At 65.6% G+C, this 24,855-nt stretch carries 24 protein-coding genes; 10 read left to right on the top strand and 14 right to left on the bottom strand.

Annotated features, from left to right (window positions below; genetic code table 11):
- The first annotated feature begins 6 nt into the window (after positions 1-6).
- Positions 7-573, top strand: coding sequence for a nucleotidyltransferase family protein (locus HZZ16_RS15005; protein WP_197949205.1), 567 nt, complete (start codon positions 7-9; stop codon positions 571-573).
- Between the two features lie 62 nt (positions 574-635).
- On the opposite strand, the gene HZZ16_RS15000 is transcribed toward HZZ16_RS15005, so the two are convergent.
- The 3 genes from HZZ16_RS15000 to HZZ16_RS14990 form a co-directional block, all read right to left on the bottom strand.
- Positions 636-1,202: a PAN domain-containing protein gene (locus HZZ16_RS15000; RefSeq protein WP_197949204.1), complete on the bottom strand. Its 567-nt coding sequence runs from the start codon at positions 1,200-1,202 to the stop codon at positions 636-638.
- A 116-nt stretch (positions 1,203-1,318) separates the two neighbouring features.
- Complete coding sequence (locus tag HZZ16_RS14995; protein ID WP_197949203.1) at positions 1,319-2,689, bottom strand: glutamate--cysteine ligase; 1,371 nt, start codon at positions 2,687-2,689, stop codon at positions 1,319-1,321.
- A gap of 99 nt (positions 2,690-2,788) precedes the next feature.
- Complete coding sequence (locus tag HZZ16_RS14990; RefSeq protein ID WP_197949202.1) at positions 2,789-3,283, bottom strand: MarR family winged helix-turn-helix transcriptional regulator; 495 nt, start codon at positions 3,281-3,283, stop codon at positions 2,789-2,791.
- A gap of 147 nt (positions 3,284-3,430) precedes the next feature.
- Between HZZ16_RS14990 and HZZ16_RS14985 the strand changes: the two genes are divergently transcribed.
- Positions 3,431-3,592: a glutathione S-transferase family protein gene (locus HZZ16_RS14985; protein ID WP_197949201.1), complete on the top strand. Its 162-nt coding sequence runs from the start codon at positions 3,431-3,433 to the stop codon at positions 3,590-3,592.
- 300 nt (positions 3,593-3,892) lie between these two features.
- Positions 3,893-4,201: a hypothetical protein gene (locus HZZ16_RS14980; RefSeq protein ID WP_210342468.1), complete on the top strand. Its 309-nt coding sequence runs from the start codon at positions 3,893-3,895 to the stop codon at positions 4,199-4,201.
- Positions 4,202-4,557: 356 nt separating this feature from the next.
- Here HZZ16_RS14980 and HZZ16_RS14975 read toward each other — a convergent pair whose 3' ends face one another.
- The 4 genes from HZZ16_RS14975 to HZZ16_RS14960 are packed head-to-tail and all read right to left on the bottom strand — an operon-like array spanning position 4,558 to position 10,272.
- Positions 4,558-6,771: an FAD-dependent oxidoreductase gene (locus HZZ16_RS14975; protein WP_197949200.1), complete on the bottom strand. Its 2,214-nt coding sequence runs from the start codon at positions 6,769-6,771 to the stop codon at positions 4,558-4,560.
- A gap of 19 nt (positions 6,772-6,790) precedes the next feature.
- A complete protein-coding gene (locus HZZ16_RS14970; protein WP_197949199.1) occupies positions 6,791-7,999 on the bottom strand; it encodes an acetyl-CoA C-acetyltransferase in 1,209 nt (402 codons plus the stop codon).
- Between the two features lie 55 nt (positions 8,000-8,054).
- Complete coding sequence (locus HZZ16_RS14965; RefSeq protein WP_197949198.1) at positions 8,055-9,845, bottom strand: acyl-CoA dehydrogenase C-terminal domain-containing protein; 1,791 nt, start codon at positions 9,843-9,845, stop codon at positions 8,055-8,057.
- A 40-nt stretch (positions 9,846-9,885) separates the two neighbouring features.
- Positions 9,886-10,272 (bottom strand): nuclear transport factor 2 family protein, encoded by a 387-nt coding sequence (locus tag HZZ16_RS14960; RefSeq protein WP_197949197.1) that lies wholly within the window; start codon positions 10,270-10,272, stop codon positions 9,886-9,888.
- Between the two features lie 196 nt (positions 10,273-10,468).
- Between HZZ16_RS14960 and HZZ16_RS14955 the strand changes: the two genes are divergently transcribed.
- The 3 genes from HZZ16_RS14955 (at position 10,469) to HZZ16_RS14945 (ending at position 16,882) form a co-directional block, all read left to right on the top strand.
- Entirely contained in the window at positions 10,469-11,056 is a 588-nt protein-coding gene (locus tag HZZ16_RS14955) for a PadR family transcriptional regulator (RefSeq protein ID WP_197949196.1), read from the top strand.
- A 370-nt stretch (positions 11,057-11,426) separates the two neighbouring features.
- On the top strand, positions 11,427-14,840 hold the full coding sequence (locus tag HZZ16_RS14950) for a tetratricopeptide repeat protein (protein WP_197949195.1): 3,414 nt from the start codon (positions 11,427-11,429) through the stop codon (positions 14,838-14,840).
- 398 nt (positions 14,841-15,238) lie between these two features.
- Positions 15,239-16,882: a lysine--tRNA ligase gene (locus tag HZZ16_RS14945; RefSeq protein WP_197949194.1), complete on the top strand. Its 1,644-nt coding sequence runs from the start codon at positions 15,239-15,241 to the stop codon at positions 16,880-16,882.
- Between the two features lie 11 nt (positions 16,883-16,893).
- On the opposite strand, the gene HZZ16_RS14940 is transcribed toward HZZ16_RS14945, so the two are convergent.
- Together HZZ16_RS14940 and HZZ16_RS14935 are read right to left on the bottom strand one after the other, a co-directional pair.
- The gene (locus tag HZZ16_RS14940; protein ID WP_197949193.1) at positions 16,894-17,379 is read right to left on the bottom strand and encodes a cupin domain-containing protein; all 486 of its coding nucleotides are present in this window, start codon (positions 17,377-17,379) and stop codon (positions 16,894-16,896) included.
- A 194-nt stretch (positions 17,380-17,573) separates the two neighbouring features.
- On the bottom strand, positions 17,574-18,344 hold the full coding sequence (locus HZZ16_RS14935; RefSeq protein ID WP_197949192.1) for a helix-turn-helix domain-containing protein: 771 nt from the start codon (positions 18,342-18,344) through the stop codon (positions 17,574-17,576).
- A gap of 215 nt (positions 18,345-18,559) precedes the next feature.
- On the opposite strand from HZZ16_RS14935, the gene HZZ16_RS14930 reads away from it, so the two are divergent.
- Positions 18,560-18,916: an antibiotic biosynthesis monooxygenase family protein gene (locus HZZ16_RS14930; RefSeq protein ID WP_197949191.1), complete on the top strand. Its 357-nt coding sequence runs from the start codon at positions 18,560-18,562 to the stop codon at positions 18,914-18,916.
- On the opposite strand, the gene HZZ16_RS14925 is transcribed toward HZZ16_RS14930, so the two are convergent.
- A complete protein-coding gene (locus tag HZZ16_RS14925; RefSeq protein WP_197949190.1) occupies positions 18,895-19,647 on the bottom strand; it encodes a carbonic anhydrase in 753 nt (250 codons plus the stop codon). The genes HZZ16_RS14930 and HZZ16_RS14925 overlap by 22 nt on opposite strands.
- A gap of 102 nt (positions 19,648-19,749) precedes the next feature.
- On the bottom strand, positions 19,750-20,406 hold the full coding sequence (locus HZZ16_RS14920; RefSeq protein WP_197949189.1) for a S24 family peptidase: 657 nt from the start codon (positions 20,404-20,406) through the stop codon (positions 19,750-19,752).
- Here HZZ16_RS14920 and HZZ16_RS14915 point away from each other — a divergent pair.
- Genes HZZ16_RS14915 through HZZ16_RS14905 form a run of 3 tightly spaced genes read left to right on the top strand, consistent with a single transcriptional unit; the run spans position 20,368 to position 22,138 of the window.
- Entirely contained in the window at positions 20,368-20,697 is a 330-nt protein-coding gene (locus tag HZZ16_RS14915; protein WP_197949287.1) for a hypothetical protein, read from the top strand. The genes HZZ16_RS14920 and HZZ16_RS14915 overlap by 39 nt on opposite strands.
- A gap of 2 nt (positions 20,698-20,699) precedes the next feature.
- Entirely contained in the window at positions 20,700-21,044 is a 345-nt protein-coding gene (locus tag HZZ16_RS14910) for a DUF952 domain-containing protein (protein WP_197949188.1), read from the top strand.
- The gene (locus HZZ16_RS14905) at positions 21,041-22,138 is read left to right on the top strand and encodes a quinone-dependent dihydroorotate dehydrogenase (RefSeq protein WP_197949187.1); all 1,098 of its coding nucleotides are present in this window, start codon (positions 21,041-21,043) and stop codon (positions 22,136-22,138) included. The genes HZZ16_RS14910 and HZZ16_RS14905 overlap by 4 nt, the downstream gene beginning before the upstream one ends.
- Positions 22,139-22,289: 151 nt before the next feature.
- On the opposite strand, the gene HZZ16_RS14900 is transcribed toward HZZ16_RS14905, so the two are convergent.
- The 3 genes from HZZ16_RS14900 to HZZ16_RS14890 are packed head-to-tail and all read right to left on the bottom strand — an operon-like array spanning position 22,290 to position 24,686.
- Complete coding sequence (locus tag HZZ16_RS14900) at positions 22,290-23,615, bottom strand: MATE family efflux transporter (protein ID WP_197949186.1); 1,326 nt, start codon at positions 23,613-23,615, stop codon at positions 22,290-22,292.
- Positions 23,616-23,618: 3 nt separating this feature from the next.
- On the bottom strand, positions 23,619-24,353 hold the full coding sequence (locus tag HZZ16_RS14895) for an MBL fold metallo-hydrolase (protein ID WP_197949185.1): 735 nt from the start codon (positions 24,351-24,353) through the stop codon (positions 23,619-23,621).
- A 27-nt stretch (positions 24,354-24,380) separates the two neighbouring features.
- Positions 24,381-24,686, bottom strand: a complete 306-nt coding sequence (locus HZZ16_RS14890; RefSeq protein ID WP_197949184.1) for a DUF6460 domain-containing protein — start codon at positions 24,684-24,686, stop codon at positions 24,381-24,383.
- Between the last annotated feature and the right edge of the window lie 169 nt (positions 24,687-24,855).

Genomic DNA, 24,855 nt, shown 5'->3' with positions numbered 1-24,855 from the left:
CGCAGGGTGAGCAAGGACGAATTCCTCGCCCTCGCCTTACGCAATCCGGTCAACGCCGCGATCGTCGACGAGCTGCACCGGCTTGCACTGCCGGATGCGTGGCTGGTGTCGGGATGTCTGGTGCAGACGGTATGGAACGTGCTCACGGGGCGCCCGATCGACCACGGCATCGCCGATTACGACGTGTTCTATTTCGATTCCGACACATCGTGGGAGGCAGAAGACGCGGTGATCCGGGATCTATCTGCCCGGCTCGGTCATCTCGGCGTCAAGGTCGAGACCCGCAACCAGGCCCGCGTGCACATGTGGTACCCCGGCAAGCACGGCCTGCCCTATCCGCCGCTGAGAAGCTCGAGGGAAGGCATCGACCGCTTCCTCACGCAGAACACGCAGGTCGGCGTCAGGCGCGCAAGCGATGGCCACGAGGTCTACGCACCGCGCGGGTTTGACGACATCGCAGCCCTGATCGCGCGGCCAAATCCAGGACCGAATTTTTCCGTCGCGAACTACGCGGCGAAGGCCGCGCGATGGAAGGCGCTGTGGCCGGAGATTACGGTGATCGCAGCGGAGTGAGGTGCCTGCCTCATCCTCCTCGTCATTGCGAGCGAAGCTCGCAATGACAGCGGTGAGACTTATTACCGCACCACGCCCGACGTGAACCCCGCCTTCCTTCGCGGCGGCTTGATTTCCTTCTTCAGGAAGCAGCGCGCCTCACGGCCGGTGTAGCCGGGGCGGGCATAGGTGAAGGCGCGGCATTTGTTGTCGGCGGTGCAGGCGGCCTTGCAGGCCTCGACGCTTTCGCCGTCCTTGATCTCGAAATTGCGCAAGTCGCCGCCGGGGCGGTCGATCGACGTCTCGACGCCTTCGACGCGCGGCTCGATCACGCCGGCGCCGCGCACCCCGGAGATACAGCAGCTGCCCGGCACGCGCGCGGGCACGGTGTTCTTCAGCCAGCACACCGCCGAGCCGCCTTCGATATCGGGATAATTGAAGCTCCAGGAGCGGCAGCGGCGATCGCGCTCGCACAGCAGCGCGCAATCCTCGGGATCGCCCGAGGTGACAGGCGTACTGAAATAGTCGCCGCCGGGCCGGTCGAACGCCGTCTGGGCAAGCGCCGGCGCGCTCGCAAATGCAAGCGCAAGCAGCGTGACACATGCCGCGACGCTGGCCATGACGGCCCCGGACAGGCGGCCCTTCCCCATCGGAACAGCTTTCGAGTTATTGACGACGCTCAGGTTTTTTTTCAGCCGGTCATTTGATCGCCGCAAACCTGTATGGGCGATGAACGGCTGAATCCCGGATGCCCGGCTTCAGAGGTCTAGAACGCGTATTCCGCGTAGGCCGGTTCCACCGAGTTCTTCCAAGAACCGTTGAATTTATCCAGCATCTCCTCGGCCGGCGTCCGACCGGAATCGATGATGCGATCGAGCGGCTCGAGATGCCGCGTTTCGTCGCGGCCGAGTTGATCGATCCGGCCGCGCCGGCGCAGGCCGGCATGGGCAAGAACGAGGCATTCCTTGGCGATCTCGAACAGATAGCGGTCCTTGATCCGCGCCTTGAAGCCGAGACGTGGCACGTCGTCGCGCAAGGCCTGGCGCTCATGCGAGGTCCAGTGCTTCACAAGGTCCCAGGCGGCATCGAGCGAAGCGTCGTCGTAGAGTAGGCCGACCCAGAACGCCGGCAGTGCCGGCAAGCGGCCCCACGGGCCGCCGTCGGAGCCGCGCATCTCGAGATAGCGCTTGAGCCGCACTTCCGGGAAGATCGTCGAGAGGTGGTTGGCCCAGTCCGACAAGGTCGGACGCTCGCCGGGAAGGTTGTTGTTGCGGCCGTCGAAGAAGGCGCGGAACGAGGAGCCGGATACGTCGATATATTCCTCGCCGCGCTTGACGAAATACATCGGCACGTCCAGCGCATAATCGACATAGCGCTCGAACCCCATGCCGTCCTCGAACGCCCACGGCATCATGCCCGCGCGCGCGTTGTCGGTGTCGCGCCAGATTTCGGACCGGAACGACAGGAAGCCGTTCGGCCTGCCCTCAGTGAACGGGGAATTGGCGAACAGCGCAGTTGCGACCGGTTGAAGCGCGAGCGAGACGCGCAGCTTCTTGACCATGTCGGCTTCGGAGGAGAAGTCGAGATTGGTCTGCACCGTGCAGGTCCGGTACATCATGTCGAGGCCGTATTGACCGACCTTCGGCATGTAATTGGTCATGATCTTGTAGCGGCCCTTGGGCATCACCGGGATGTCGGCGCGCGACCAGGACGGCGTCATGCCGAGGCCGAGGAAGCCGATGCCGAGCGGCGTTGCGATCTCGCGCACCTGCGCCAAGTGCGCCATCAGCTCGCTCTGGGTCTGGTGCACGTTCTCGACCGGCGCGCCGGACAGTTCGAACTGGCCGCCGGGCTCGAGCGAGATCGCGCCGCCGCCGGTGACGTCGTAGAGGCCGATGATGTTGCCCTGCTCCATGATCGGCTCCCAGCCGAGCAGGAGCTTCATGCCTTCGAGCAGCGCACCGATGCCGCGCGCGCCCTCGTACGGCACCGGACGATGGCCTTCGAGCGTGAACGGCGTCTTCTCGTGCTCGGTGCCCATGCGGAATTCGGACGGGTCCTTGCAGCCGGCCTCGAACCACGCGACGAGCTCGTCGCGTGATTGCAGCGGCGTCATGTCGATCTGGTCTCGCGCCATATCAAACTCTAATCAAAAGCGCTTCGACCGAACGCGCGCGGGTGACAGGGACGGCCCGCGAACCCACCGGTTGCACGGGCGAGCGGGGTTGCCGCGCGATCATCGCGACGGCATGCTTTCGTTGGCGGCCACGGGCGGCAGTTTCATCTCGCCGCAAGAGCAGCCCAGGCGATCGAGCAGATTGCTGAGCTTGACGGCGTCGGCGTCCGACAGTTTCGAACCGACATATTTCTCGATCGCGGCCGAATAGGCACCCCACATCCGCTTCTGCAGCTCGCGGCCCGCTTCCGTGATCTCGACGAACTGGCCGCGCTTGTCGATCTTGCATTCGCGCCGCGAGGCGAGACCCTCGTCGACCAGCCGGTCGATCAGCCGCGAGGTCGAATATTGCGGGATCAGCATCTGCCGCTCGAGCTCGACCGGCCGCAGCTCGCCCGAGGGCGCCCGCGACAGTTCGAGCAGCGCGTCATACCAGGCCAGCGGTGGGAAGCCGGCCTTTTTCAAGTCCTGCTCGACGCAATCGAGCACGCGGCTCTGCACCCGCATCAGGCGGATCCAGGCGGCGGTTGCCTCGGTCGATGGTTTGCGTTTCATGGTCCCGCTCAAGCTCGTCGCCCGTCTCTTACTCCATTCGATGCACCTGCATCAATCTTGACTATTTCAGGCAGGTGCATGTAGTCGCTCTTTCGGCCGAACCAAGCTTCAGGGGAAGGAATTCCTCGAAACCGGACGGTTTGCCCGGTGAGTGCCCGCCGTCCCCACATCGTGCTTCTGGAGGCCAGCCCGCCCTATGGCCTGGTCGAGGTCGGTAGCGACGCCAAGAAGCGCGAAAATAGTGAGGATTATCTGAAGCTGACCCCCCTTGGGGCCAGAGGTCCCTGCCTGGGCCTCGACAGCAAATGAGATCGTGACGGAAGGCCAAGCGATTGTCCAGATGATCGCCAATCAGGTCTGGTCCACCGTTCGCGAAGCACGACAGGCGGGGCGACGAAGAGCCGGACGGATGATTCGGCTCTTTCCTTGCCATATCCGCGAAATCCGAAGATTTGCGATGCGCTGACGCCGATTTTTACGAGCATTGTCCGGGTTAACAATAACTCGGCGTTGTGCGCTCCGCGGACGTCACCACCCTTGTGGGAGCAATGCTCTTGGCTCAGCTTCAGCGTGAGACAGGACGCTAACCGTCCGACCGGAAAAACTATCGTGACGACTGCACTCCTCCTCCTGCTCGCGAGCGCAATCACCGGCTTGGCGACGGGGCTAATCTTCCGAGTCTGGACTCTATTGCTGGTCTCGCCGGCGACTGCGATCCTTGCCGCGACGATCCTTCAGACCTCAGGCTTTGGATTCTGGACGGGCGTTCCAATCGTCGTCGGCTGCCTGATCGCCGGCCAGGTCGCCTATTTGGCGGCGACATTCTATGTGCACAGAGGTGAGCTTTCAGTGCAGGACGAGATCGACGGCAAACCAGGCAAGCACGGCCAACGCCACATCAAAGATGAGGACGAGTAGGGCCAGGCCGACCCACGAAGGAATTTTCCTGCGCCGCCGGAGGAGCCGGCGGCGCGGCCACGGCCGACCCAGCAGCAACAAGGGGGCGTATCTTACCGCAACGCCGGCTGCGCTGTCTTGAGACACCGTGGAGATCATTGCGGGACACCTTCAATGTCGATCAGCCATCCGGTGGATCATCAGCAAGAGCGGTGCCAGGGCGAAGCGAGCGTGGCCAGGGTGGAGATTGGGTGAGGAGGGCCAGTCTCGCCGACGATGCGGTATCGGGCCGCGCCTTCTTGCCCTTCGGCGACGAAAATGAAAAAGGCCGGATCGATGATCCGGCCTTTTGTTTGGGCATGGTCCCGAGGCTTCCGTCAGGCTGCTGCCTTCTTCGGCGCGAAGCGGCCATAGAAGGTCTCACCCTTCGCCGCCATCTCCTCGAGCAGCTTCGGCGGGGTGAAGCGCGAGCCGTATTTCGCCTCCAGCTTGTGGCAGAGCTCGACGAACTTCTTCGTGCCCATGAAGTCGATATAGGACAGCGTTCCCCCGGTGAACGGCGCAAAGCCGAAGCCGAGGATCGAGCCGACATCGGCTTCGCGCGGGTCGGTGATGACGTGATCCTCAACGGTGCGCGCGGCCTCCACCGCCTGCACCACCAGGAAGCGCTGCTTCAGCTCCTCGACGTCGAGCGTGTCGGGGTCGAGCTGCTTCGGCTGCAGCGCGGAAAGGCCCGGCCACAGGCTCTTCTGGCCCTTGCCCTTCTCAGGGTAATCATAGAAACCCTTGCTGTTCTTGCGGCCGAGACGACCCTGCTTCTCGACCATCTCCACCATCAGCTTCTTCTGCTCGGGATTGATCGCGTTGGGGCCGAGATCGGCTTCGGTCGCCTTCATGATCTTCAGACCGAGGTCGAGCGCGACCTCGTCCGAGAGCGAGAGCGGGCCGACCGGCATGCCGGCCATCTTGGCGCAGTTCTCGATCATGGCCGGCGGCACGCCCTCCAGGAACATCTCGTTACCTTCGGCGACGTAGCGGCCGACGCAGCGATTGGCGAAGAAGCCTCTGGAGTCGTTGACCACGATCGGCGTCTTGCCGATCTGGCGGACGTAGTCGAGCGCGGTCGCGAGCGCGACATCGCCGGTGTTCTTGCCGAGGATGATCTCGACCAGCATCATCTTCTCGACCGGCGAGAAGAAGTGGATACCGATGAACTTGCCCTGGTCCTTGAAACTCTCGGCCAGCGAGGTGATCGGCAGCGTCGAGGTGTTGGAGGCGAAGATCACGTCGGGCTTCAAATATTGCTGCGCCTTGGCGAAGGTCTCCGCCTTGACCTTGCGGTCCTCGAACACGGCCTCGATGACGAGGTCGACGTCCTTCAGCGCCGCGTAGTCCGCGGTGGCCGTGATGCGCGCGAGCAACGCTTCGGCGTCCGCGGGCTTGGCGCGGCCCTTCTTGATCTGCTCCTCGATCACCTTCTGCGCATGCGCCTTGCCCTTGTCGGCGCTCTCCTGGTCGCGGTCGATCAGGACGACGTCGAGGCCGGCGCGGGCCGAGACGTAGCCGACGCTCGCGCCCATGAAGCCGGCGCCGATCACGGCGATCTTCTTCACCTTGGTCGGTGGCACGTCCTTCGGACGGCGCGCGCCCTTGTTGAGCTCCTGCATCGACAGGAACAGGCTGCGGATCATCGCGGCCGCTTCCTTCGAGCGCAGCACCGAGGTGAAGTAGCGCGACTCCACGCGCAGCGCCGCGTCGATCGGCAGCTGCAGGCCCTCATAGACGCAGCTCATGATCGCCCGCGCGGCCGGATAATTGTCGTAGGTCTCGCGGCGATAGATCGCATTGCCGGCCGGGAACATCATCATGCCGGCCTTGGAGAACACCGGGCCGCCCGGGAGCTTGAACCCCTTCTCGTCCCACGGCGCGACGGCCTTGCCGCCGCCCTTGATCCAGTCCTTCGCCGCCTTGATGAGGTCGGCGGCGGGAACGATGGCGTGGATCAGGTTCAGCGCCTTGGCCTTGTCGACCGTGACCGGATCGCCTTTGAGCAGGATGGTCATGGCATCCTGCGGCGGCACCAGGCGCGGCACGCGCTGCGTGCCGCCGGCGCCGGGGAACAGGCCGACCTTGACCTCGGGCAGGCCGAGGCGCGTCTTGGGATTCTCTGCCGCCACGCGATAGTGGCAGCACAGCGTGATCTCGAAGCCGCCGCCGAGCGCGAGGCCGTTGATCGCCGCCGCCCACGGCTTGCCCGAGGTTTCGATTCCGCGCAGCACCTGCGAGAAGCGCCGGCTCTGCTCGAACAGCATCTGGTTCGCCGCGGTCTCGCCCTGCTCCTTGAAAACCTTCGCATAGGCCTGGTTCATGCCTTCGAGCATGGACAGGTCCGCGCCGGCGCAGAACGCTTCCTTGGCCGAGGTGATGACGACGCCCTTGACCGCGGCGTCCGCCGTGGTCGCCTTGACAATCGCCTCGAGCTCGTTGGTCGAGGTCTCGTCGAGCACGTTCATGGAGCGGCCCGGGATGTCCCAGGTGACGAGCGCGATGCCGTCGGAATCGGTCTCAACCTTGAAGTTCTTGTACGACATGTTGGTTGCTCCCCTACCCTTAGACGCGCTCAATGATGGTCGCGGTGCCCATGCCGCCGCCGATGCACAGCGTGACCAGGGCGGTGGACTTGTTGGTGCGCTCGAGCTCGTCGAGCACGGTGCCGAGGATCATCGCGCCGGTCGCCCCGAGCGGATGGCCGAGCGCGATGGCGCCGCCATTGACATTGATCTTGGCATTGTCGATGTCAAAGGCTTGGATGTAGCGCAGCACAACGGAGGCGAAGGCCTCGTTGAGCTCGAACAGGTCGATGTCCGACTTCTTCATGCCCGAGCGTGCAAACAGCTTCTCGGTGACGTCGACCGGACCGGTCAGCATCATCGCAGGCTCCGAGCCGATGTTGGCAAACGCCCGGATCTTGGCACGCGGCTTCAGGCCGTACTTGCTACCCGCTTCCTTGCTGCCGAGCAGCACGGCGCCGGCGCCGTCGACGATGCCCGAGGAATTGCCGGCGTGGTGCACGTAATTGACGCGCTCGATCTCCGGGTGCGACTGCACCGCAACGCCGTCGAAGCCGCCCATCTGCGCCATCATCGTGAACGACGGCTGCAGCTGCGCCAGCGACTGCATCGTGGTATTGGGCCGCATATGCTCGTCCTTGGCAAGGATGGTGAGGCCGTTGATGTCCTTCACCGGCACCACGGACTTGTCGAAGCGGCCTTCGTCCCAGGCCTTGCCCGCACGCTGCTGGCTCTGCACGGCATAGGCATCGACGTCGTCGCGCGAGAAGCCGTACTTGGTTGCGATCAGGTCGGCCGAGACGCCCTGCGGCATGAAGTAAGCAGGCACCGCGATCGAGGGGTCCATCGGCCAGGCGCCGCCGGAGGCGCCGATGCCGACGCGGCTCATGGATTCGGCGCCGCCGCCGATCACGAGCTCATGCTGGCCGCTCATGATCTGCGCCGCGGCGAAATTCACGGCATCGAGGCCGGAGGCGCAGAAGCGGCTGATCTGCACGCCAGGGACGGCTTCGCCGAGACCGGCCTTCAGCGCCGCGAAGCGCGCGATGTCGGAGCCCGCTTCGCCGACCGGATCGACCACGCCGAGCACGACGTCGTCGACCGAATCCTCAGGCAGGTTGTTGCGTTCCTTCAGGGCTTTCAGCGGCACGGTCGCAAGCGCGAGCGCGGTGACTTCGTGCAGCGCGCCGTCCGGCTTGCCGCGGCCGCGCGGGGTACGAACGTGGTCGTAGATGAATGCCTCAGGCATGACGCCCTCCTGATGTGATGTTCGGTACGGTTGGGAGCAGGCAGCGGAAACAGGCTCAGAAGGCTTCCGCCGGCAGTTCCATGATGGTGGCGCAGCCGGCCTGGATGCGCGCGAGATTGGCCGCGGTCTCCGGCAGCATCCGCTCCATGAAGAAGCGGCCGGTGACGAGCTTGGTCGAGAGATAGGGCGTCGCGCCGCTCTCGGCAATCTTGGCCTGTGTCACCTTGGCCATCCGCGCCCACATGTAGCCGAGCGCGACGAAGCCGAAGAGATGCAGGTAATCGGTTGCGGCGGCACCGGCATTGTCGGGCTTCGCCATCGCGTTCTGCATCAGCCAGGTGGTGCCCTGCTGGAGATGGCCGAGCGAGGTCGAGAGCGGGGTGATGAAGGGCTTCAGCGCCTCGTCGCCGCCGTTCTCCTTGGCGAAGGCCATGACCTCGCCGAAGAAGGCCATGATGGCGCGGCCGCCGTCGCGCGGCAGCTTGCGGCCGACGAGGTCGAGCGCCTGGATGCCGTTGGCGCCTTCGTAGATCATGGCGATGCGCGCATCGCGCACGAACTGCTCCATGCCCTGCTCGGCGATGTAGCCGTGGCCGCCATACATCTGCTGCGCCTGCACCGCGTTGGCGAAGCCGTAGTCAGTGAGGAAGCCCTTCAGCACCGGCGTCATCAGGCCCATGTGGTCGTCGGCGGCCTGGCGGTCCTTGGGGTCTTCGGAGCGATGGGCGACGTCGCTCTTCAGTGCGGTCCACATCACGAAGGCGCGCGCGGCCTCGTTGAAAGCGCGGATCGAGAGCAGCGTGCGGCGCACGTCCGGATGCACGATGATCGGATCGGCCGGCTTGTCCGGCGCCTTGGCGCCGGTGAGCGCGCGGCCCTGGATGCGCTCGCGGGCATAGGCGACCGCGTTCTGATAGGCAACCTCGGACTGCGCAAGGCCCTGCACGGCGACGCCGAGCCGGGCCTCGTTCATCATCACGAACATGCCCTGCATACCCTTGTTCTCTTCGCCGATCAGCCAGCCGGTGGCGTTGTCGTAGTTCATCACGCAGGTCGAATTGCCGTGGATGCCCATCTTGTGCTCGATCGAGCCGCAGACGACGCCGTTGCGCTGTCCCACCGAACCGTCGGCATTGACCAGGAACTTCGGCACCACGAACAGCGACACGCCCTTGATGCCGGCGGGCGCGCCCTCGATGCGGGCAAGCACGAGGTGGATGATGTTCTCGGCGAGATCGTGCTCGCCGGCGGAGATGAAGATCTTGGTGCCCGTGATCTTGAAGCTGCCGTCGGCCTGCCGCACCGCCTTGGTGCGGAGCATGCCGAGGTCGGTGCCGCAATGCGGCTCGGTCAGGTTCATGGTGCCGGTCCATTCGCCGGCCACCATCTTCGGCACGTAGGTCTTCTTCTGCTCCGGCGAGCCGTGCACCAGAAGCGCCGCGGTCGCGCCCATGGTGAGACCGCCATACATCGAGAACGCCATGTTGGCGGAGATCTGGAATTCATTGACCGCCTGCGAGAGCGTCACCGGCAGGCCCTGGCCGCCATATTCGGTCGGCGCCGACAGGCCGAGCCAGCCGCCCTCGGCGACCTGCTTGAAGGCCTCCTTGAAACCCTTCGGCGTGGTGACGCTGCCGTCGTCGGCGCGCTTGCAGCCTTCGAGATCGCCGACGCGATTGAGCGGCTGCAGCACCTCCTCGGCGAGCTTGGCGGCTTCGCCGAGAATGGCCTCGCGCACGTCGCTCGATGCATCGGAGAAGCCGGCGAGGTTGTCGTAGCGATCGATCTGGAAGACGTCGTTGAGCAGGAAGTTCACGTCTTCGACAGGGGCTTTATAGATCGGCATGGCGTTCTCCCGGCATGGGGCTTGAAGGGGGATGTTGGGCTTATGATTGGGCGGCGGCAAGCTGCTCCGCCATCAGGCGGTGCAGCATGTTGATGGCCTTGAGCGGACGCACCATCACCTTGAAGTGAGTGATGCGTCCCTCGGCATCGAAGCTGATGATGTCGACGCCGTTGATCTCGATGCCGTCGATGACATTCTTGAATTCGAGCACGGCGCCATTGTCGCTGCGCCACTCGCCGACATAGGTGAAGCCGGGGCCGCCGAGCACCTTCTCGGCACTGGAGAGGTATTTGAAGGAGATGTCGCGGCCGGCTTGCGGCGTGTGCACGACGGGGCTTTCGAACACGGCGTCAGGATGCAGGAGGTCCCAGAGCGCGGCGCGGTCGTGAGACTTCATGTAGGCGTACCAGGAATCGAGGCCGGTCATTCTCGGGTGCCTCCCTCAAGGCCAGGGCAAAAAGTGCGAAAACAACCCCATGCACAGTAGCGAGGAGATTGATTTCGCATGATTATTCAGTCGGGCCTGTGGCCCGCCTGAACGCTGCCTCATATGCACATTGACGCATATGCGCCGATGCGCATAAAGTCAAGCAACTTGGTCAAACCTCAGAAGGGGGCCGATCATGGCACTCGGCGACGCAATCCTCGCATGCCTGACGGAACGCCCGATGACGGGCTACGAGCTCGCCAAGACGTTCGATTCCTCGATCGGCTTCTTCTGGAAGGCCGACCACCAGCAGATCTACCGCGAGCTCTCCAAGCTGCGCGAACGCGGCTACATCCAGGGCCGCGAGGTCGTGCAGTCGGGCAAGCCCAATAAACTAATCTATACGCTGACTCCCGAGGGCCGAACAGCACTGCGGCACTGGGCCGCGCGGCCAAGCACGCCGCCCTCGATCAAGGACGACCTCCTGGTGCGGCTGCATGCGCTCGACAGCATCGACATCGAACCCATGCGCACCGACCTGATGGCGCGCCTCGAGCACCACCGCGACCGCCACGCCAATTACGAGCGCATCCTGAAGAAGCGCTTCCCCGACGGCACGGCGGAAGGCCGGCTCGATCTCGGCAATTTGCTGCTGCTCCAGCTCGGCGCCCGGCACGAGCAGATGGTGGCCGACTTCTGCGAGGAGGCGCTGGAAGCGCTGTCGGCAATGAGCGGCAAGGCGAGTGTGGTGCCGCTGGACGACGGCAAGCGGGAGAAGGGCTGAGACGACTATAGGCAGTGCCGGTCACCTCTCCCGCTTGCGGGAGAGGTCGGCGTGTCCGTGCGATGCGAAGCATCGTCCCGCGCGCCGGGTGAGGGCTTTCTCCTCTTGGGGAGTCTTCGTTGTTGAAGCACCCTCTCCCCAGCCCTCCCCCGCAAGCGGGGGGAGGGAGCGCACCTCGTTCGTGGCTCAGCTCCCCCGTCCAACTTTAAGACCCCGGCGCCGCATTCCTTAACTCGTTATTTACCGTAACAGGAAAAAGTCGGTTTTCGAGGCAGACGACCCGCGCCAAATTCGATTGTCTTTACAACCGGCACGCGTGGGGAAGCTGGAGGCGCCGGGTGGGGTGCCGAAGTCGGAACCGGACAGAGTCATGAATTCGCGCGTATCGTGGAGTGTCGACGGCATCGATCCATCCGTCCGGGAGCGGGCCGAGGCTGCTGCGCGTCGCGCCGGCATGTCGCTCAACGATTGGCTGAACTCCACGCTCGGCGAAACCGCCCCACCCAACTTCCGCGGACCTTACGATCAGCGTCCGCAGCACGTGCCGAGCCAAGGACCTAGTCAGGAGAGCCGCGAAGTCGCCGACATCCACCAGCGGCTGGACGCGATCACCCAGCAGATCGAGCGGATCTCAAAACCCCCGCCGCGCCAAGACCCATCGAGACCGGACGTCTCGCGCGAGCAGGGCGTCGCGCGCCAGCTCAACGACGCGATCTCGCGGCTCGATGCGCGGCTATCGCAAATCTCCCGCCCGCAGCGGCAAGCGCCGCAGCCGCAGGCCCCTCGCCCCACCCCGGCCGAGGCGCGCCAGCATCAGGCCGATGCCGTCGAGCGCGCCGCCGCGCAGGTCTATCGCAGCTCACCACCCCTGAGCCCGGCCTCGTTCGACGTCGCGGTCGCCGAGATCACCGCGCGCCAGAGCGAGCTCGACGGCTTTACGCCGCGGCCGATGCCGCCGCGTGCCGCGCCGCCGCTTGCGCCAACGGCTCCATACGCGCCGCCGATGGCGCCGCCCGCCCCTGCCTATGCGCCGCCGCCATCGCAGCCGGGGCCGGATTTTTCCTCGCTCGAGCGCCATCTGCTCAAGATCACGAGCCAGATCGAATCGCTGCAACGGCCCGACAATACCGAGCAGGCCATCGCCGCCTTCCGCAGCGAGCTGGCCGAAATCCGCGCCGCCATCACCGAGGCGATGCCGCGGCGCGCGATCGAATCGATCGAGAACGAGATCCGCTCGCTGCACCGTCGTATCGACGAGACCCGCTCCAACGGCACCGACGGGCAGGTTCTTGCCGGCATCGAGCGCGCATTGTCCGACATCAAGCAGGTGCTGCGCACGCTGACGCCGGCCGAGCAGCTCACCGGCTACGACGAGGCGATCCGCAATCTCGGCGCCAAGCTCGACCTGATCCTGCGCGCCAATGACGACCCCTCGACCGTGCAGCAGCTCGAAGGCGCGATCTCCGCGCTGCGGGCCATCGTCTCCAACGTCGCCTCCAACGAGGCGCTCGCGCGGCTGTCCGAAGACGTACAGCTGCTGTCGTCCAAGGTCGACCAGATCACCCGCGCCTCCGGCCACGGCGACAGCTTTGCAGTGCTGGAGCAGCGCATCGCGGCGCTCACGGCGGCGCTGGAAACGCGCGAGCGGCCGCAGCCGTCCGAGAGCACCGAGCATCTGGAAGCTGCGATCCGCGCGCTGTCGGACCGCTTCGACCGCATGCAGGTCGGGAACGATTCCGCATCGACCTTCGCCCACCTCGAACAGCGCGTCTCCTATCTGCTCGAGCGGGTTGAGGCCGCCGCCGATCCGCGCAACGGCAGTTTGAGCCGCGTCGAGGACGGCCTGCACGACATCCTCAGGCACCTCGAACGGCAGCAGGCGACCTATGCCGCGCTGGCCGAGAGCCGCAACTCCGCGCCGCCGCCCGATTCCGGCATGGCCGACCTCGTCAAGCGCGAGCTCTCCGACATCCGCTTCAGCCAGGCCGAGACCAACCGGCACACCCAGGACTCGCTCGAGGCGGTCCACAGCGCGCTCGGCCACGTCGTCGATCGCCTCTCGATGATCGAGGGCGATCTGCGCGCGGTGCGCACCGCGCCGCCTCCGCCTGCCCCGCAGCCGATGCCGATGCCGATGGCGGCCCCGATGGAGCCGGCGCCGATGGCGCGCGAGCCGCGGCCGCAGCCGCAAGCACAGCCGCCGAAACACGATCCGAAGCCCGAGCTGCCCAATCCCGCTGCCGCGCAGGCGGCGCCGGCCACCTTCGTCGCCGCGCCGCGCGAATTCCACGCCGCCACCCCCGCCGCGCCGCCGCCCGTGCCGGCGGCTCCACCGGTTCCGCCGCGCGCGATCAGCGAGATCCTGGAGCCGCACACTGCGCGCGCTGCGCTCGCGCCGGAACTGCCGCCGGATCACCCGCTCGAGCCGGGCACACGGCCGGGCGGACGCCTCGCCACGCCGTCGGAGCGCATCGCCGCCTCCGAGAGCGCGATCAGCGGAATCGCCGCCGCGCCGAAGGAGCCGGTGTCGTCGTCGAGCTTCATCGCCGCCGCGCGCCGCGCCGCCCAGGCCGCCGCCGCGCAGCCGGAGAAGACCGGACGTGCTGCGAAGGCCGGCGCTGATCGGTCGAAGGACAAGGGCAAGGACGGCGGCTCGACCATCACCTCAAAAATCCGCTCGCTGCTGGTCGGCGCGAGCGTGGTCGTGATCGTGCTCGGCACCTTCAAGATGGCGATGAACCTGCTCGAAGGCGGCAGCCCGTCACCGACGCCGCAGGCGATGCAAAACATTCCGAGCGAGCCGGCACCGCAGCCCGCGCCGCCGCCGGTCGAGACCAAGCCAACCGCGCCCGAGCAGATCACCCCCTCGATGACGTCGCCGACACCGATCGGACGGCAGTCGCAGAACAATGGCGCATCGGCGCCCCTTCCCAATTCCGGCAGCTCGGCCTCGGTTGAAATCCCGCAAGCGCCTGCCGCGGCGGTACAGCCGCCGGCCTCCAGCGACGTCACCGGCGCGCTGTCGGGCACGAGCCGCGCCAGGCTCGGCGTCGTCCAGGTGCCGCCGAGCGAGAAGCTGCCTGACGGCATTGGCGGCCCGGCCTTGCGCAGCGCCGCGATGAAGGGCGATGCGACCGCGGCCTACGAGATCGGCGTGCGCTTTGCCGAAGGCAAGGGCGTCGCCACGAATTACGACGAAGCGGCGAAGTGGTACGACCGCGCGGCGCAGGCCGGGGTCGTCCCCGCAATCTTCCGCCTCGGCACGCTCTACGAAAAGGGCTTAGGGGTGAAGAAGGACGCCGACATCGCGCGCCGCTACTACACCCAGGCCGCCGAGCGCGGCAACGCCAAGGCGATGCACAATCTCGCAGTGCTCGATGCCGACGGCGGCGGTCGCGGCGCCAATTACAAGAGCGCGGCGCAGTGGTTCCGGAAAGCGGCCGATCGCGGTGTGGCCGACAGCCAGTTCAACCTCGGCATCCTCTATGCCCGCGGCATCGGCGTCGAGCAGAACCTCGCCGAATCCTACAAATGGTTCAGCCTCGCGGCCGCCCAGGGCGACGCTGATGCCGCCGGCAAGCGCGACGATGTCGCCAAGCGCCTCGACCCGCAATCGCTCGCCGCCGCCAAGCTCGCGATCCAGACCTTCAGCGCCGAGCCGCAGCCCGACGATGCCGTCAACGTTGCGGCCCCGAACGGCGGCTGGGACAGTGCACCGCAGGCGAGCGCGAAGCCGGCCCCCAAGCAAGTCGCGACCAAGCGCTCGGCCTCAGCGGCGCATTGAGCCGCATCGCGTTCGACTCGGCTGCCGGACGATGCGATGCATCGTCCCGCGCTCTCGCATATCGACTTCACGACGACTGTCTGCGGGTTTGCTCCGCCTCTCCCGCTTGCGGAGAGGCCGACGCGCCCCGGGCGATGCGAAGCATCGTCCCGCGCGCGGCGGGTGAGGGCTCTCGCCGCGCAGGGACATCCTCGGTCCATTCTCAACAACCCCAACGCGGAGGCACCCTCTCCCCAACCCTCCCCCGCAAGCGGGGGGAGGGAGCCCAGTGCCGATGCCGCTGCATCGTGCACACGACATGCGATAGCCCTGCGCAAGCGGGAGGGCTGGGGGGTATCAGCTCGCAACTTTTGCATTCTGCGGGGAAATCGCTATTTTCCGCGGCCCGGAGGCCCCTGATGTCCGTTATTGATCTAGCCGCAAACCCGAGCGAGTTGCGTGCGCTCGCCGAACAATCCAACGCTTGGCCGTTCGAGCAGGCGAAGGCCATTGTCGCGCGGCTGAAGAAAAGCCCGAAGGACGAGGTGCTGTTCGAGACCGGCTACGGTCCGTCCGGCCTGCCGCATATCGGCACGTTCGGCGAGGTGGCGCGCACCTCGATGGTGCGCCACGCCTTCCGCGTGCTCACCGAGGACAAGATCAAGACGCGCCTTTTGGCGTTCTCCGACGACATGGACGGCTTCCGCAAGGTGCCCGACAACGTTCCGAACAAGGAGATGCTGGCGGAGCATCTCGGCAAGCCGCTGACGCGGGTGCCGGATCCGTTCTCCAACGAATACCCGTCGTTCGGCCACCACAACAATGCGCGGCTGCGCGCCTTCCTCGATCATTTCGGCTTCGACTACGAGTTCGCGAGCTCGACCGACTATTACACATCAGGCCGCTTCGACGCGACGCTGCTGAAGATGCTCGCCGCCTACGACAAGATCATGGCGATCATCCTGCCGACGCTGGGACCGGACCGCCGCGCCACCTATTCGCCGTTCCTGCCCATCAGCAAGACCACGGGCGTCGTGCTGCAGGTGCCGATGATCCGCCGCGACGTCGCGGCGGGCACGGTGACCTATGTCGATCCCGATACCAACCAGGAAGTTGAGACGCCCGTCACCGGCGGCAACGTGAAGTGTCAGTGGAAGGCCGACTGGGCGATGCGCTGGGTCGCGCTCGGCGTCGACTACGAGATGGCCGGCAAGGACCTGATCGATTCCGTGAAGCTGTCCGGCGCGATCGCCAGAGCGCTCGGCAGCGCGCCGCCGGAAGGTTTCAACTACGAGCTCTTCCTTGACGAGAAGGGCCAGAAGATCTCGAAGTCGAAGGGCAACGGCCTCACCATCGATGAATGGCTGCGCTACGCCTCGCCGGAATCGCTGTCGCTGTTCATGTATCGCGAGCCGAAGGCGGCCAAGCGGCTTTATTTCGACGTCATCCCGCGCAACGTCGACGATTACCAGCAATTCCTCGACGGATTTCCTAAGCAGGACGGCAAGCAGCAGCTCGGCAATCCGGTCTGGCACATCCACAACGGCAAGCCGCCGAAGGGCGACATGCCTGTCACCTTCCAGCTGCTCCTGACGCTGGTGTCGTCGTCGAACGCGGAGAACGCCGAGACGCTGTGGGGCTTCATCGGCCGTTACCGTCCCGGCGTGAGCCCGCAGACGCATCCGAAGCTGGATGCGATGGTCGGCTATGCCATTAACTATTATCGCGACTTCGTCGCGCCGACGAAGCAGTTCCGCGTGCCCAGCGACAGCGAGCGCGCGGCGCTGCAGGATCTGCGCGATGCGCTGTCGCAGCTTGCGCAGGACGCCACCGCCGAGGACATCCAGAACGTCGTCTACGAGATCGGCCGCCGCGAGCCGTTCCTCGACCAGGTCAAAAAGGGCAAGGACGGGCGCCCCGGCGTGACGCTGGACTGGTTCAACATGCTCTACCAGGTGCTGCTCGGCCAGCAGAAGGGCCCGCGCTTCGGCTCCTTCGTCGCGGTCTACGGCGTGCAGAACGCGGTGAATATGATCGACGGCGCGCTGGCGAGGAGCGCGTAGTATCGGGTCGCCTAGAGCGGATCGCCCGCCTTGGTCGTGAACTTGTAGACGCCGTCCGGCCCGAGCACGGCGTGCATGTCGACGTCGGGATAGCTGATCTCGTCGTCCGCCGCGCGGTCGCCGATCACGAGCAGCTTCACGTCGCGCGTCGTGTGATTGACGAAGCGGTGAGCGTCGCCGGCGCCGGCGGGGAAGCCGGCGCACATGCCCGCCGTCAGCACTTGCGCGCCGGAGTTGGTTTCGAGCACGACCTCGCCCTCGATCACGAAGACAAACTCGTCCTGGCGCGAATGGGCATGACGGAACGAAGACTGGCCTCCCGGGATGATGCGGGTCAGGTTGACGCCGAAATTCTTCAATCCCGCATGGTTGCCGAGCCGGCGATTGTAGCGCGTCTGATTGGCGGCCCGGTGCATCTCTGGATAGCTCGTGAAATTGCTCTCGCTCACGTCGTCCGGATCGAAAGCCGGAGGTCTCGGTTTCGATGGTGCGGTCACTTCGCTTTCTCCGTCAGGCCAGGGATCGGGCGTATCCGTCCGCCGCGCGCATCAAGCTCACCAGCAAGCGGCAGAGCGGCGTCGCGATCTGGTGGCGCTCGTCTTGCGCAGCGGTGACGGCGTCTCGGCATGGTAGCTCCGGCGCATCGCTGTAGGGCGTGCGTTGTCCGACAGTATTGGCTGAAATTGCGGCGTCAGCCTGCCCGCGCGGCCTGCGCAAATTGCAGGGGCGTGATGCCATAGCTGCGCCTGAAGTGCTTGTTGAGGGCGGCCTGGTCGCAAAAGCCCGCCGCCAGCGCGCTGTCCGCCAGCGAATGGCCGCGCCTCAACAAGCGGCAGGCCGCGTTCAGTCTGATGTGGACGAGATAAGCGTGCGGGGTGAGTCCGACCGTGCGCTTGAACAGCCCTATCAGCTGGAAACTGCTGAGGCCTGCTATGCCGGCGAGCTGGTCCAGGCTCAGATTTTCGGCGTGGCGCTCCCGCATCAGGGCGACCAGCCGCGTCACGACGGCGTCACCGCCGGCCGGGATTTTGCTGGGGCGTCCGTCGCCGTAGCGCTCAAACAGCTGGCCGAATGTGTCGGCGACGAGCTCATCGGTAAAAACATCGTCCTGCTGGGTTTCGAGCACCCGGTGCAGCCGGCCGAAGCGCCCGATCAGATCATTGTCATGGAGCATGCTTTGCCCAAGATGGGGCAAGGTGTCGGTGCCGAAGCGCCGCGCCAGGTCCTCGATCGCCGGCCGCGCGAGATAGAAGGCGCGATAGCGCCATCGGCTGCCGTCGCCCATCCGCGCCGACTGCCGGTCGTCCGGATTGGAGACGAACAGCGCGGAGGCGTCGACCCTTTGCACGACATTGCGATTGCGGATTTCGGCGCCGCCGGACTGGGTCACCGCGATCACATAGGCATCATGGGTGTGTGAACCGTAGTCGTGATGACGGAAATCGGCGCGCAGCAGGCTCATGCCGGGAATCCGCCGGCTGTGCCAATAGCTCGTGTGATTGCCAGTGTGCCGGCGCGCCATCTTCGGTCCGCGTGCTCCATCTCACGCGCATCATGACGCGGCCAGAGGTCCGGTACGAGAGGCAAGATCGGGATGGGAGCGTTGTCGCAATTTCAGCCAATACGGCTCCGAGATCGCTGCCGATATTCGGGCCTTGACAAGCGTTGGGGAGAAGAATGATCGCTCGCATCTGGCGTGCGGCGGCTACGCTCGACAAGGCCGTCCTTTATGAGCATCACTTCGCAACCCGGGTGATACCGCATCTTCGAGGCATCGATGGCTTCGCCGGCGCCTCACTATTGCGCCGGGACGTTGAAGGCGGCACCGAGATGCTGGCTCTGACGCTGTGGCGGGACCTCGACAGCATCCGCACCTTCACGGGGCCAGATCCCGGCAAGGCCATTGTCGATCCCGAGGCGCAGACCATGCTGATGGCCTACGATATTGCGGCCGCCAACTATGATGTCGTCATGGACGTCCGCCAGAACGTTCCGAGTGCCGAGGCTGCGTCTCAAATCGATCGCAGCACGTAGCGGCGGTTGTCCTTCTGCACCGGCCTTGCGTTCATCGGGTACAGCTTTGCGAACGCGGCGACGTCGCTGGCCGCCACCTGGATCGGGTCGGTCAGCAGCAGCCATTCGACCACTTCCGAGCAGGGCGGCGTCGTCAGCGAGCCGGGATAGCGGTAATAGCTGAGCTTCGGCGGCAGCATGGCGTGGGGATCGATGGTTGCGTCGGCCTTCACCGCGGGCCCTTCCGCCGCCGGCATGGTCTTGACGATCTTGCCGAACGCCGCGTTCGGCCTGCCCTCGGTCATGAGCACGCCGACCACGGCGAGCCCGCCGGCCTCGTTGCGATGGACGAAATGCGCCTCCATCGGAAAATTCTTGCCGCCGATCATGTGTTCGCTGGGCCGGTGGAAATGCACCTGGAGCAGCTTGTACTTGACGTCGCCGAGAAGAAGCGTGCTGCCTTCGGCGAAGTTGAGCTGGATGGTGTGCCCGTTGTTGACGATGGTGTCGGCGCTCTTGCCCCAGCTCAGCTTCAAAACCGGCAATTGCGACTTGATCGTCGCCTCGATGTCGATCGGCGATTGCTGCAGGCCGACCCCGCAGGCCTTGTTGGCCGCGTCGAGATCGCCCCATTTGGCGGGGCCGCCGGCGCCCTCATAGCTCCAATGCGCGCCTTCGGCGGCGAAGCCTGGCTTGCATACCGGACAAAGTGCGAGACCCACCAAGGCCTTCAATGCGTGGCGGCGATTCATTGTATTCCCCCTCCAGATGAACTTGCTTGGCAACAGGTGCGCAACCTATGCGAGAGGCGTAGTGAGTCGCAATGGGGGTCGCACCATGGTGCGATCACGCGATCACTGGCTTGCCCACAGGATCCGCGCGATCCACGCCACATCGCCAGCCGCCATCGTGCATTCGGCCCGCGTCGCATCGAGCGGCCGAAGCTCCAGCACCTTGGCCGTTCGGCGCTTCAGTGTCGCGACCGTCATTTCGCCCGCCTTGCTCCGCACCACCACGCGATCGCCCTTGCGGATCGGCGCCGCAGGCGAGACCAGGACGATGTCGCCGTCGCGATAGACGGGCGTAAGCGCAGCGCCGGAAATCTCCAGCGCAAAGACTTGACCGTCCTCGGCGATTGGAAGCGCGATCTCGGTCCAGCCCCTGCCGGATGGACGGCCGGCCTCATCGAAGGCGCCGCTCATCCCGGCCTGTGCAAAGCCGAGCAGCGGCACCGAGCCGCGGCCGCTTACACCATCGTCCTCAATCAGCTTCGCAAAGCTGTCGATCGAGGCGTCGGCCGCGGCCAGCGCCTTTGCGATCGATTCGGTCGAGGGCCAGCGCTCGCGCCCGTCGGCGGTGACGCGCTTGGATCTGTTGAAGGTGGTGGGGTCGAGCCCGGCACGCTTGGCAAGGCCGGACGGAGACAGTCCGGCGCGCGCCGCCAGCCGGTCCAACGCGGCCCAGATCTGGTCGTGAGTCAGCATCCTCTGCGCTTTGGCCTGTCTGACCATGGAAGGTCCAGCCCGTCGCAACTCAGGAAAACTGTCTTCAAATCAACAGGTTTTCCGTTTTTCGCGCAAGAGGCGGGGAGAACGGCGTTTGCAAACGAAGCGGGTACCCGTTCGCATGAGGAAAACGCGTCAAAACAAGAATCTGATGCCCGCGCCGATTTCATCGGCGCGGAAAAGGCTCTAAGTCTTGAGTTCGGAAGGGGCGGCCTTTACGGTCGCGGTCCGGGTTTCGAGGACCCGCGAAAAGCGAAAAAACTCAAGAGTCTCAAAGAACAAACAAGGCTGCGGTAGCGGTGGTCAAGATCTACAAAATCTGTCCGGCCTCGGCCTGGCGCGAGGCGGAACGGCAGGGTGTCTACCGGGGCAGCGCAGATGACGTGCGCGACGGGTTCATCCATTTCTCGACCGCGGCCCAGGTTCCCGAGACCCTGCGCAAACACTATTTCGGGCAGCGCGCGCTATTCCTGGTCGAGGTCGACGGCGATGCGCTGGGGAGCGAATTGCGGTGGGAACGGTCGCGCAATGACGAGCTTTTCCCCCATCTCTATGGCGAGCTCGATCTCGGCGCGGTCCTTGCGGTGACGAACCTCAACATGCGCTCCGACGGCGGTCACGATGTTCCGGAGCTGTTGCCGTGATCCGCGCGTTCGACTCCTTTTCGCTGCCGGTGTTGCGCTGGCTCGATCCCGAAGACGCGCATCGCCTCGCGATCCAGGGCCTGCGTTTCCTGCCGCCGGTCAAGCCGCGTGCCGATGATCCCAAGCTCGCGGTGCGCGCCTTCGGGCTGAACTTTCCCAATCCGATCGGCATGGCCGCGGGCTTCGACAAGAGCGCCGAGGTGCCGGATGCGCTGCTGCGGCTCGGCTTCGGTTTCGTCGAGATCGGCTCGGTGACGCCGAAGCCGCAAGCCGGCAATCCGCGGCCGCGGCTGTTCCGGCTTGAGCGCGACGAGGCGATCATCAACCGCATGGGCTTCAACAATGACGGCGCGGAGGCGGCTCTGCGCCGGCTTGCGGCGCGCGCGCAGCACGGCGGCATCGTCGGCGTCAATGTCGGCGCCAACAAGGATTCGCCGGACCGCGTCGGCGACTACGTCAAGCTGATCGAGACCTTCGCGCCGGTGGCGAGCTATTTCACCGTCAACGTCTCCTCGCCGAACACGCCGGGCCTGCGCAACCTTCAGGAAGGCGCGCTGCTCGACGATCTGCTCGCGCGCGTGATCGACGCCCGCGAGCGTGTCAGGCAGAAGGCCGGCGACACGCCGGTGCTGCTCAAGATCGCGCCGGATTTGAGCCTCGCCCAGCTCGACGACGTCGTCCAGGTCGCGCGTTCGCGCCGGGTCGACGGCATGATCGTGTCGAACACAACGATCGCGCGGCCGAGCACGTTGCGTGAAGAGACGCGGGCGAAGGAGCAAGGCGGCCTGTCCGGCCGGCCGCTGTTCCGTCTGTCGACACGCATGGTCGCGGAGACCTATGTGCGCGTCGAGGGCGCATTCCCGCTGATCGGCGTCGGCGGCGTGGATTCGGGCGGCGCCGCGCTGACCAAGATCCGCGCCGGGGCCAGCCTGATCCAGCTCTATTCGTCGCTGGTCTACAAGGGCCTCGGCCTCGTCGACGAGATCAAGCGCGACCTGACCTCGACGCTGCTCCGCACGGGTCGGGATTCGCTCTCCGAGATCGTCGGCGCCGATGCGGCGACGCTGACGGCGGAAGACTGGCCGGGAATGTGAGGCAGTCTCGTGCCCCGGACGCAGCACAGCGCGCCGACTTCGGCGTGGTGCGCTGCAGAGCCGGGGCCCATGTGACAGCGAGCTCGATGACAAATGGGTCCCGGCTCTGCGCAGCAGCGTTTCACGCTGCAGCGCGTCCGGGACACGAGAGCTACGGTCTCGCGAACGTCGCCCGATACAGCGCCGGATACCTCGCCCCCTGCAAGCCGCCGCGCGCGACGTAGAACGCGATCAGCGCGCTCCACAGGCCGGCATTGCCGAACGATTGCAGCGCCAGCCAGACGGCGAAGAAGATCGCGAGCGAGAGCAGCATCAGGTTGCGCATCTCCCGCGCCCAGGTCGCGCCGACATAGATGCCGTCGAAGCCGAAGGCGAACACGCCGGGAACCGGCGCCAGCACGATGAAGGGCAGGAACTCGCGCGCGGCGCGGCGGACGTCCTCGCTCGCCGTCATGACGTTGATGATATCAGGGCCGAAACCTGCGAACAGCACGGCGACGACGACGGCGAAGCCGAGCCCCCACCTCAGCACCAGTCTGGTCGAATCCGCAAATCCCTTGGCGTCGCGCCCGCCAAAGGCGCGGCCGCAGAGCTGCTGGGCCGCGTTCGCAAGGCCATCGAGGAAGAAAGCGCTGACCAGGAGGAAATTGTTGAGCACGGAGTTCGCCGCCAGCGTGACGTCGCCGGCCCGCGCGCCCTTGGCGGTGAAGAACAGGAACACGGCAATCAACGCCGCGGTGCGGATCAGGATGTCGGTGTTGACAGCCAGGAGCCGCATCAGCTTTTCGCGATCGAACAGCGTTGCACGAGGCACGGCAAAACCGCCGACCGCATGGCGCCGGCACACGATCACGCCGAGCATGAAGCCGATCGTCTCCGACAGAAGCGCGGCGATCGCCGCGCCGGCAATGCCGGTGTCGTAGACCAACACCAATAGGATCGTCGCCACCATGTTGATGAGGTTGATGACGACCTGGAGCGCAAGCGCCGGATTGGCACGGGCCTGCCCCACCAGCCAGCCGAGGATGACGTAATTGGCGAAGGCGAAGGGCGAGGACCAGATCCGGATCATGAAATAGGTCTTTGCCGCGCGCGTCACGCCGTCGCTGCCGCCCATCAGGTCGAAGAGCAGGCCTGCCAGCGGCAGCTGCAGCACGATCAGCGCCGCGCCGATCAGGCCGGCGACGATGAAGCCGCGCACCAGGATCACGGTTTGCTCGCGGCTCTCGCCCGCGCCGAGCGCCTGCGCGGTGAACGCGAGCGTGCTCATGCGCAGGAAGCCGAACAGCCAGAACAGGCAGTCGAAGATGACGGAGGCCATCGCGACGCCGCCGAGCAGCGCGGCATCGTCGAGCCGTCCGATCGCGGTGGTCGAGACCACGCCGATCAGCGGCGTCGTGAGGTTCGCGACCATCGCGGGCCCCGCGATGGCAAAGACCTGCCGGCTGCCGACGCGGTGATGGACGGGTGCGTGCATCGATCAGAACACGAGCACCATGCCGTCTTCGGCGGCGAGGTGCTCGACTTTGCCCAGGCGCGACAGCATGTCGTCGCTCATATGGGTGAGGACGAGCCGCTTGGCGCCGATGTCGGGCAGATGCTGTTCCAAGATCTTCAGGCTGAGATGGTTCTTCACCACCTTCTCGTACATATAGGCCTCGGCGATGAAAAGGTCTGCGCCATGCGCCAGCGGAATGAGCGTCTCCGTCCATTCGGTATCGGCGCTGTAGGCGAGCGTGCGGCCCTCGGTCGCGACGCGATAGGCCAGGAAAGGCCCGCCGGATTCGCCGTGCACGACCGGATAGGGCGTCACATTCACCGCGCCGAAGCTTTGGCGTTGCCCGGGTGCGAGCTCGACCACGTTCAGCTCGAAGCGCTGCTTGGTCTTTGAGGAATGCTCGAACAGCGCCTCCATCACTTCGCGCAGCCGCCGCTCGATGCCTTGCGGGCCCGCGATCGTCAGCGGCCGCGTGCGTCGCGAGAATTGCGCGTCGAGCAGAAAGAACGGCAGGCCGGCAAAATGGTCGCCGTGGAAATGCGTGATCAGGATCAGATCGATGTCGCCCAGATCGATCTCAAGCCGCTTCAGCGCCGGCAGCGCCGACGCACCGCAATCGATCAGGAAGTTCGCTTCGCGCCCCGAGACGTGGAAGCAGGTGTTGAGCCTGCCGCCGGAACCGAAGGCATCACCGCAGCCGACGAAACGCAGTTGCATCGGCTGCGCACTCCCTCGATCACATGCTCACCGGCCGCGCGGCGCGCCGAACACGCGCGACAGCAGCCAGATCGGAATCACGATGACCGCACCGAGCAGGAAGTAGCGCCACAGCCAGTTCACCGCATCGAAGCCGAGGTCCCACAGCCGCTGGAACAGGAGGCGGATGCTATAGATGATGTTCCAGGGGTCGAAGCCGATCGCCGCCAGCACCACGCCGACCAGGATCGAGAGCAGCACCAGGCGGAACGCGACCGCCAGCGGAGAGCCGCCGAGAAAGCGGTGCAGGCCGTCGCTGCGGCCGGCCGGCAAATCTCTGACGTCTTGGACCATCGCAAACTCCTGAAGCGGATACGAGCCATTATAGGCACGGCGGGGGACATGGGGAACCCGCAAGCGCGCGTCAATCGGGTTACGGGAGTTTAATTCGGGTAAGATGCGCCACGGGCTCGTTCACCTCTCCCGCTTGCGGGAGAGGTCGCGCCAAAGGCGCGGGAGAGGG

Origin of the sequence: Bradyrhizobium glycinis (assembly GCF_016031655.1) — a bacterium.
GTDB lineage: Bacteria > Pseudomonadota > Alphaproteobacteria > Rhizobiales > Xanthobacteraceae > Bradyrhizobium > Bradyrhizobium glycinis.
The sequence above is the reverse complement of the archived record's forward strand: the minus strand, read 5'-3'. Positions and strand labels throughout refer to the sequence as shown.

Bases quoted from the DNA above. Each gene is read 5' to 3' on its own strand.
- HZZ16_RS14960 (WP_197949197.1), bottom strand. From the start codon at position 10,272: ATGACCGGCCTCGATTCCTGGTACGCCTACATGAAGTCTCACGACCGC.
- HZZ16_RS14950 (WP_197949195.1), top strand. From the start codon at position 11,427: ATGAATTCGCGCGTATCGTGGAGTGTCGACGGCATCGATCCATCCGTC.
- HZZ16_RS14975 (WP_197949200.1), bottom strand. From the start codon at position 6,771: ATGTCGTACAAGAACTTCAAGGTTGAGACCGATTCCGACGGCATCGCG.
- HZZ16_RS14945 (WP_197949194.1), top strand. From the start codon at position 15,239: ATGTCCGTTATTGATCTAGCCGCAAACCCGAGCGAGTTGCGTGCGCTC.
- HZZ16_RS14935 (WP_197949192.1), bottom strand. From the start codon at position 18,344: ATGAGCCTGCTGCGCGCCGATTTCCGTCATCACGACTACGGTTCACAC.
- HZZ16_RS14920 (WP_197949189.1), bottom strand. From the start codon at position 20,406: ATGGTCAGACAGGCCAAAGCGCAGAGGATGCTGACTCACGACCAGATC.
- HZZ16_RS14930 (WP_197949191.1), top strand. From the start codon at position 18,560: ATGATCGCTCGCATCTGGCGTGCGGCGGCTACGCTCGACAAGGCCGTC.
- HZZ16_RS15000 (WP_197949204.1), bottom strand. From the start codon at position 1,202: ATGGGGAAGGGCCGCCTGTCCGGGGCCGTCATGGCCAGCGTCGCGGCA.
- HZZ16_RS14965 (WP_197949198.1), bottom strand. From the start codon at position 9,845: ATGCCGATCTATAAAGCCCCTGTCGAAGACGTGAACTTCCTGCTCAAC.
- HZZ16_RS14925 (WP_197949190.1), bottom strand. From the start codon at position 19,647: ATGAATCGCCGCCACGCATTGAAGGCCTTGGTGGGTCTCGCACTTTGT.
- HZZ16_RS14900 (WP_197949186.1), bottom strand. From the start codon at position 23,615: ATGCACGCACCCGTCCATCACCGCGTCGGCAGCCGGCAGGTCTTTGCC.
- HZZ16_RS14970 (WP_197949199.1), bottom strand. From the start codon at position 7,999: ATGCCTGAGGCATTCATCTACGACCACGTTCGTACCCCGCGCGGCCGC.
- HZZ16_RS14890 (WP_197949184.1), bottom strand. From the start codon at position 24,686: ATGGTCCAAGACGTCAGAGATTTGCCGGCCGGCCGCAGCGACGGCCTG.
- HZZ16_RS14990 (WP_197949202.1), bottom strand. From the start codon at position 3,283: ATGAAACGCAAACCATCGACCGAGGCAACCGCCGCCTGGATCCGCCTG.
- HZZ16_RS14995 (WP_197949203.1), bottom strand. From the start codon at position 2,689: ATGGCGCGAGACCAGATCGACATGACGCCGCTGCAATCACGCGACGAG.
- HZZ16_RS14955 (WP_197949196.1), top strand. From the start codon at position 10,469: ATGGCACTCGGCGACGCAATCCTCGCATGCCTGACGGAACGCCCGATG.
- HZZ16_RS14895 (WP_197949185.1), bottom strand. From the start codon at position 24,353: ATGCAACTGCGTTTCGTCGGCTGCGGTGATGCCTTCGGTTCCGGCGGC.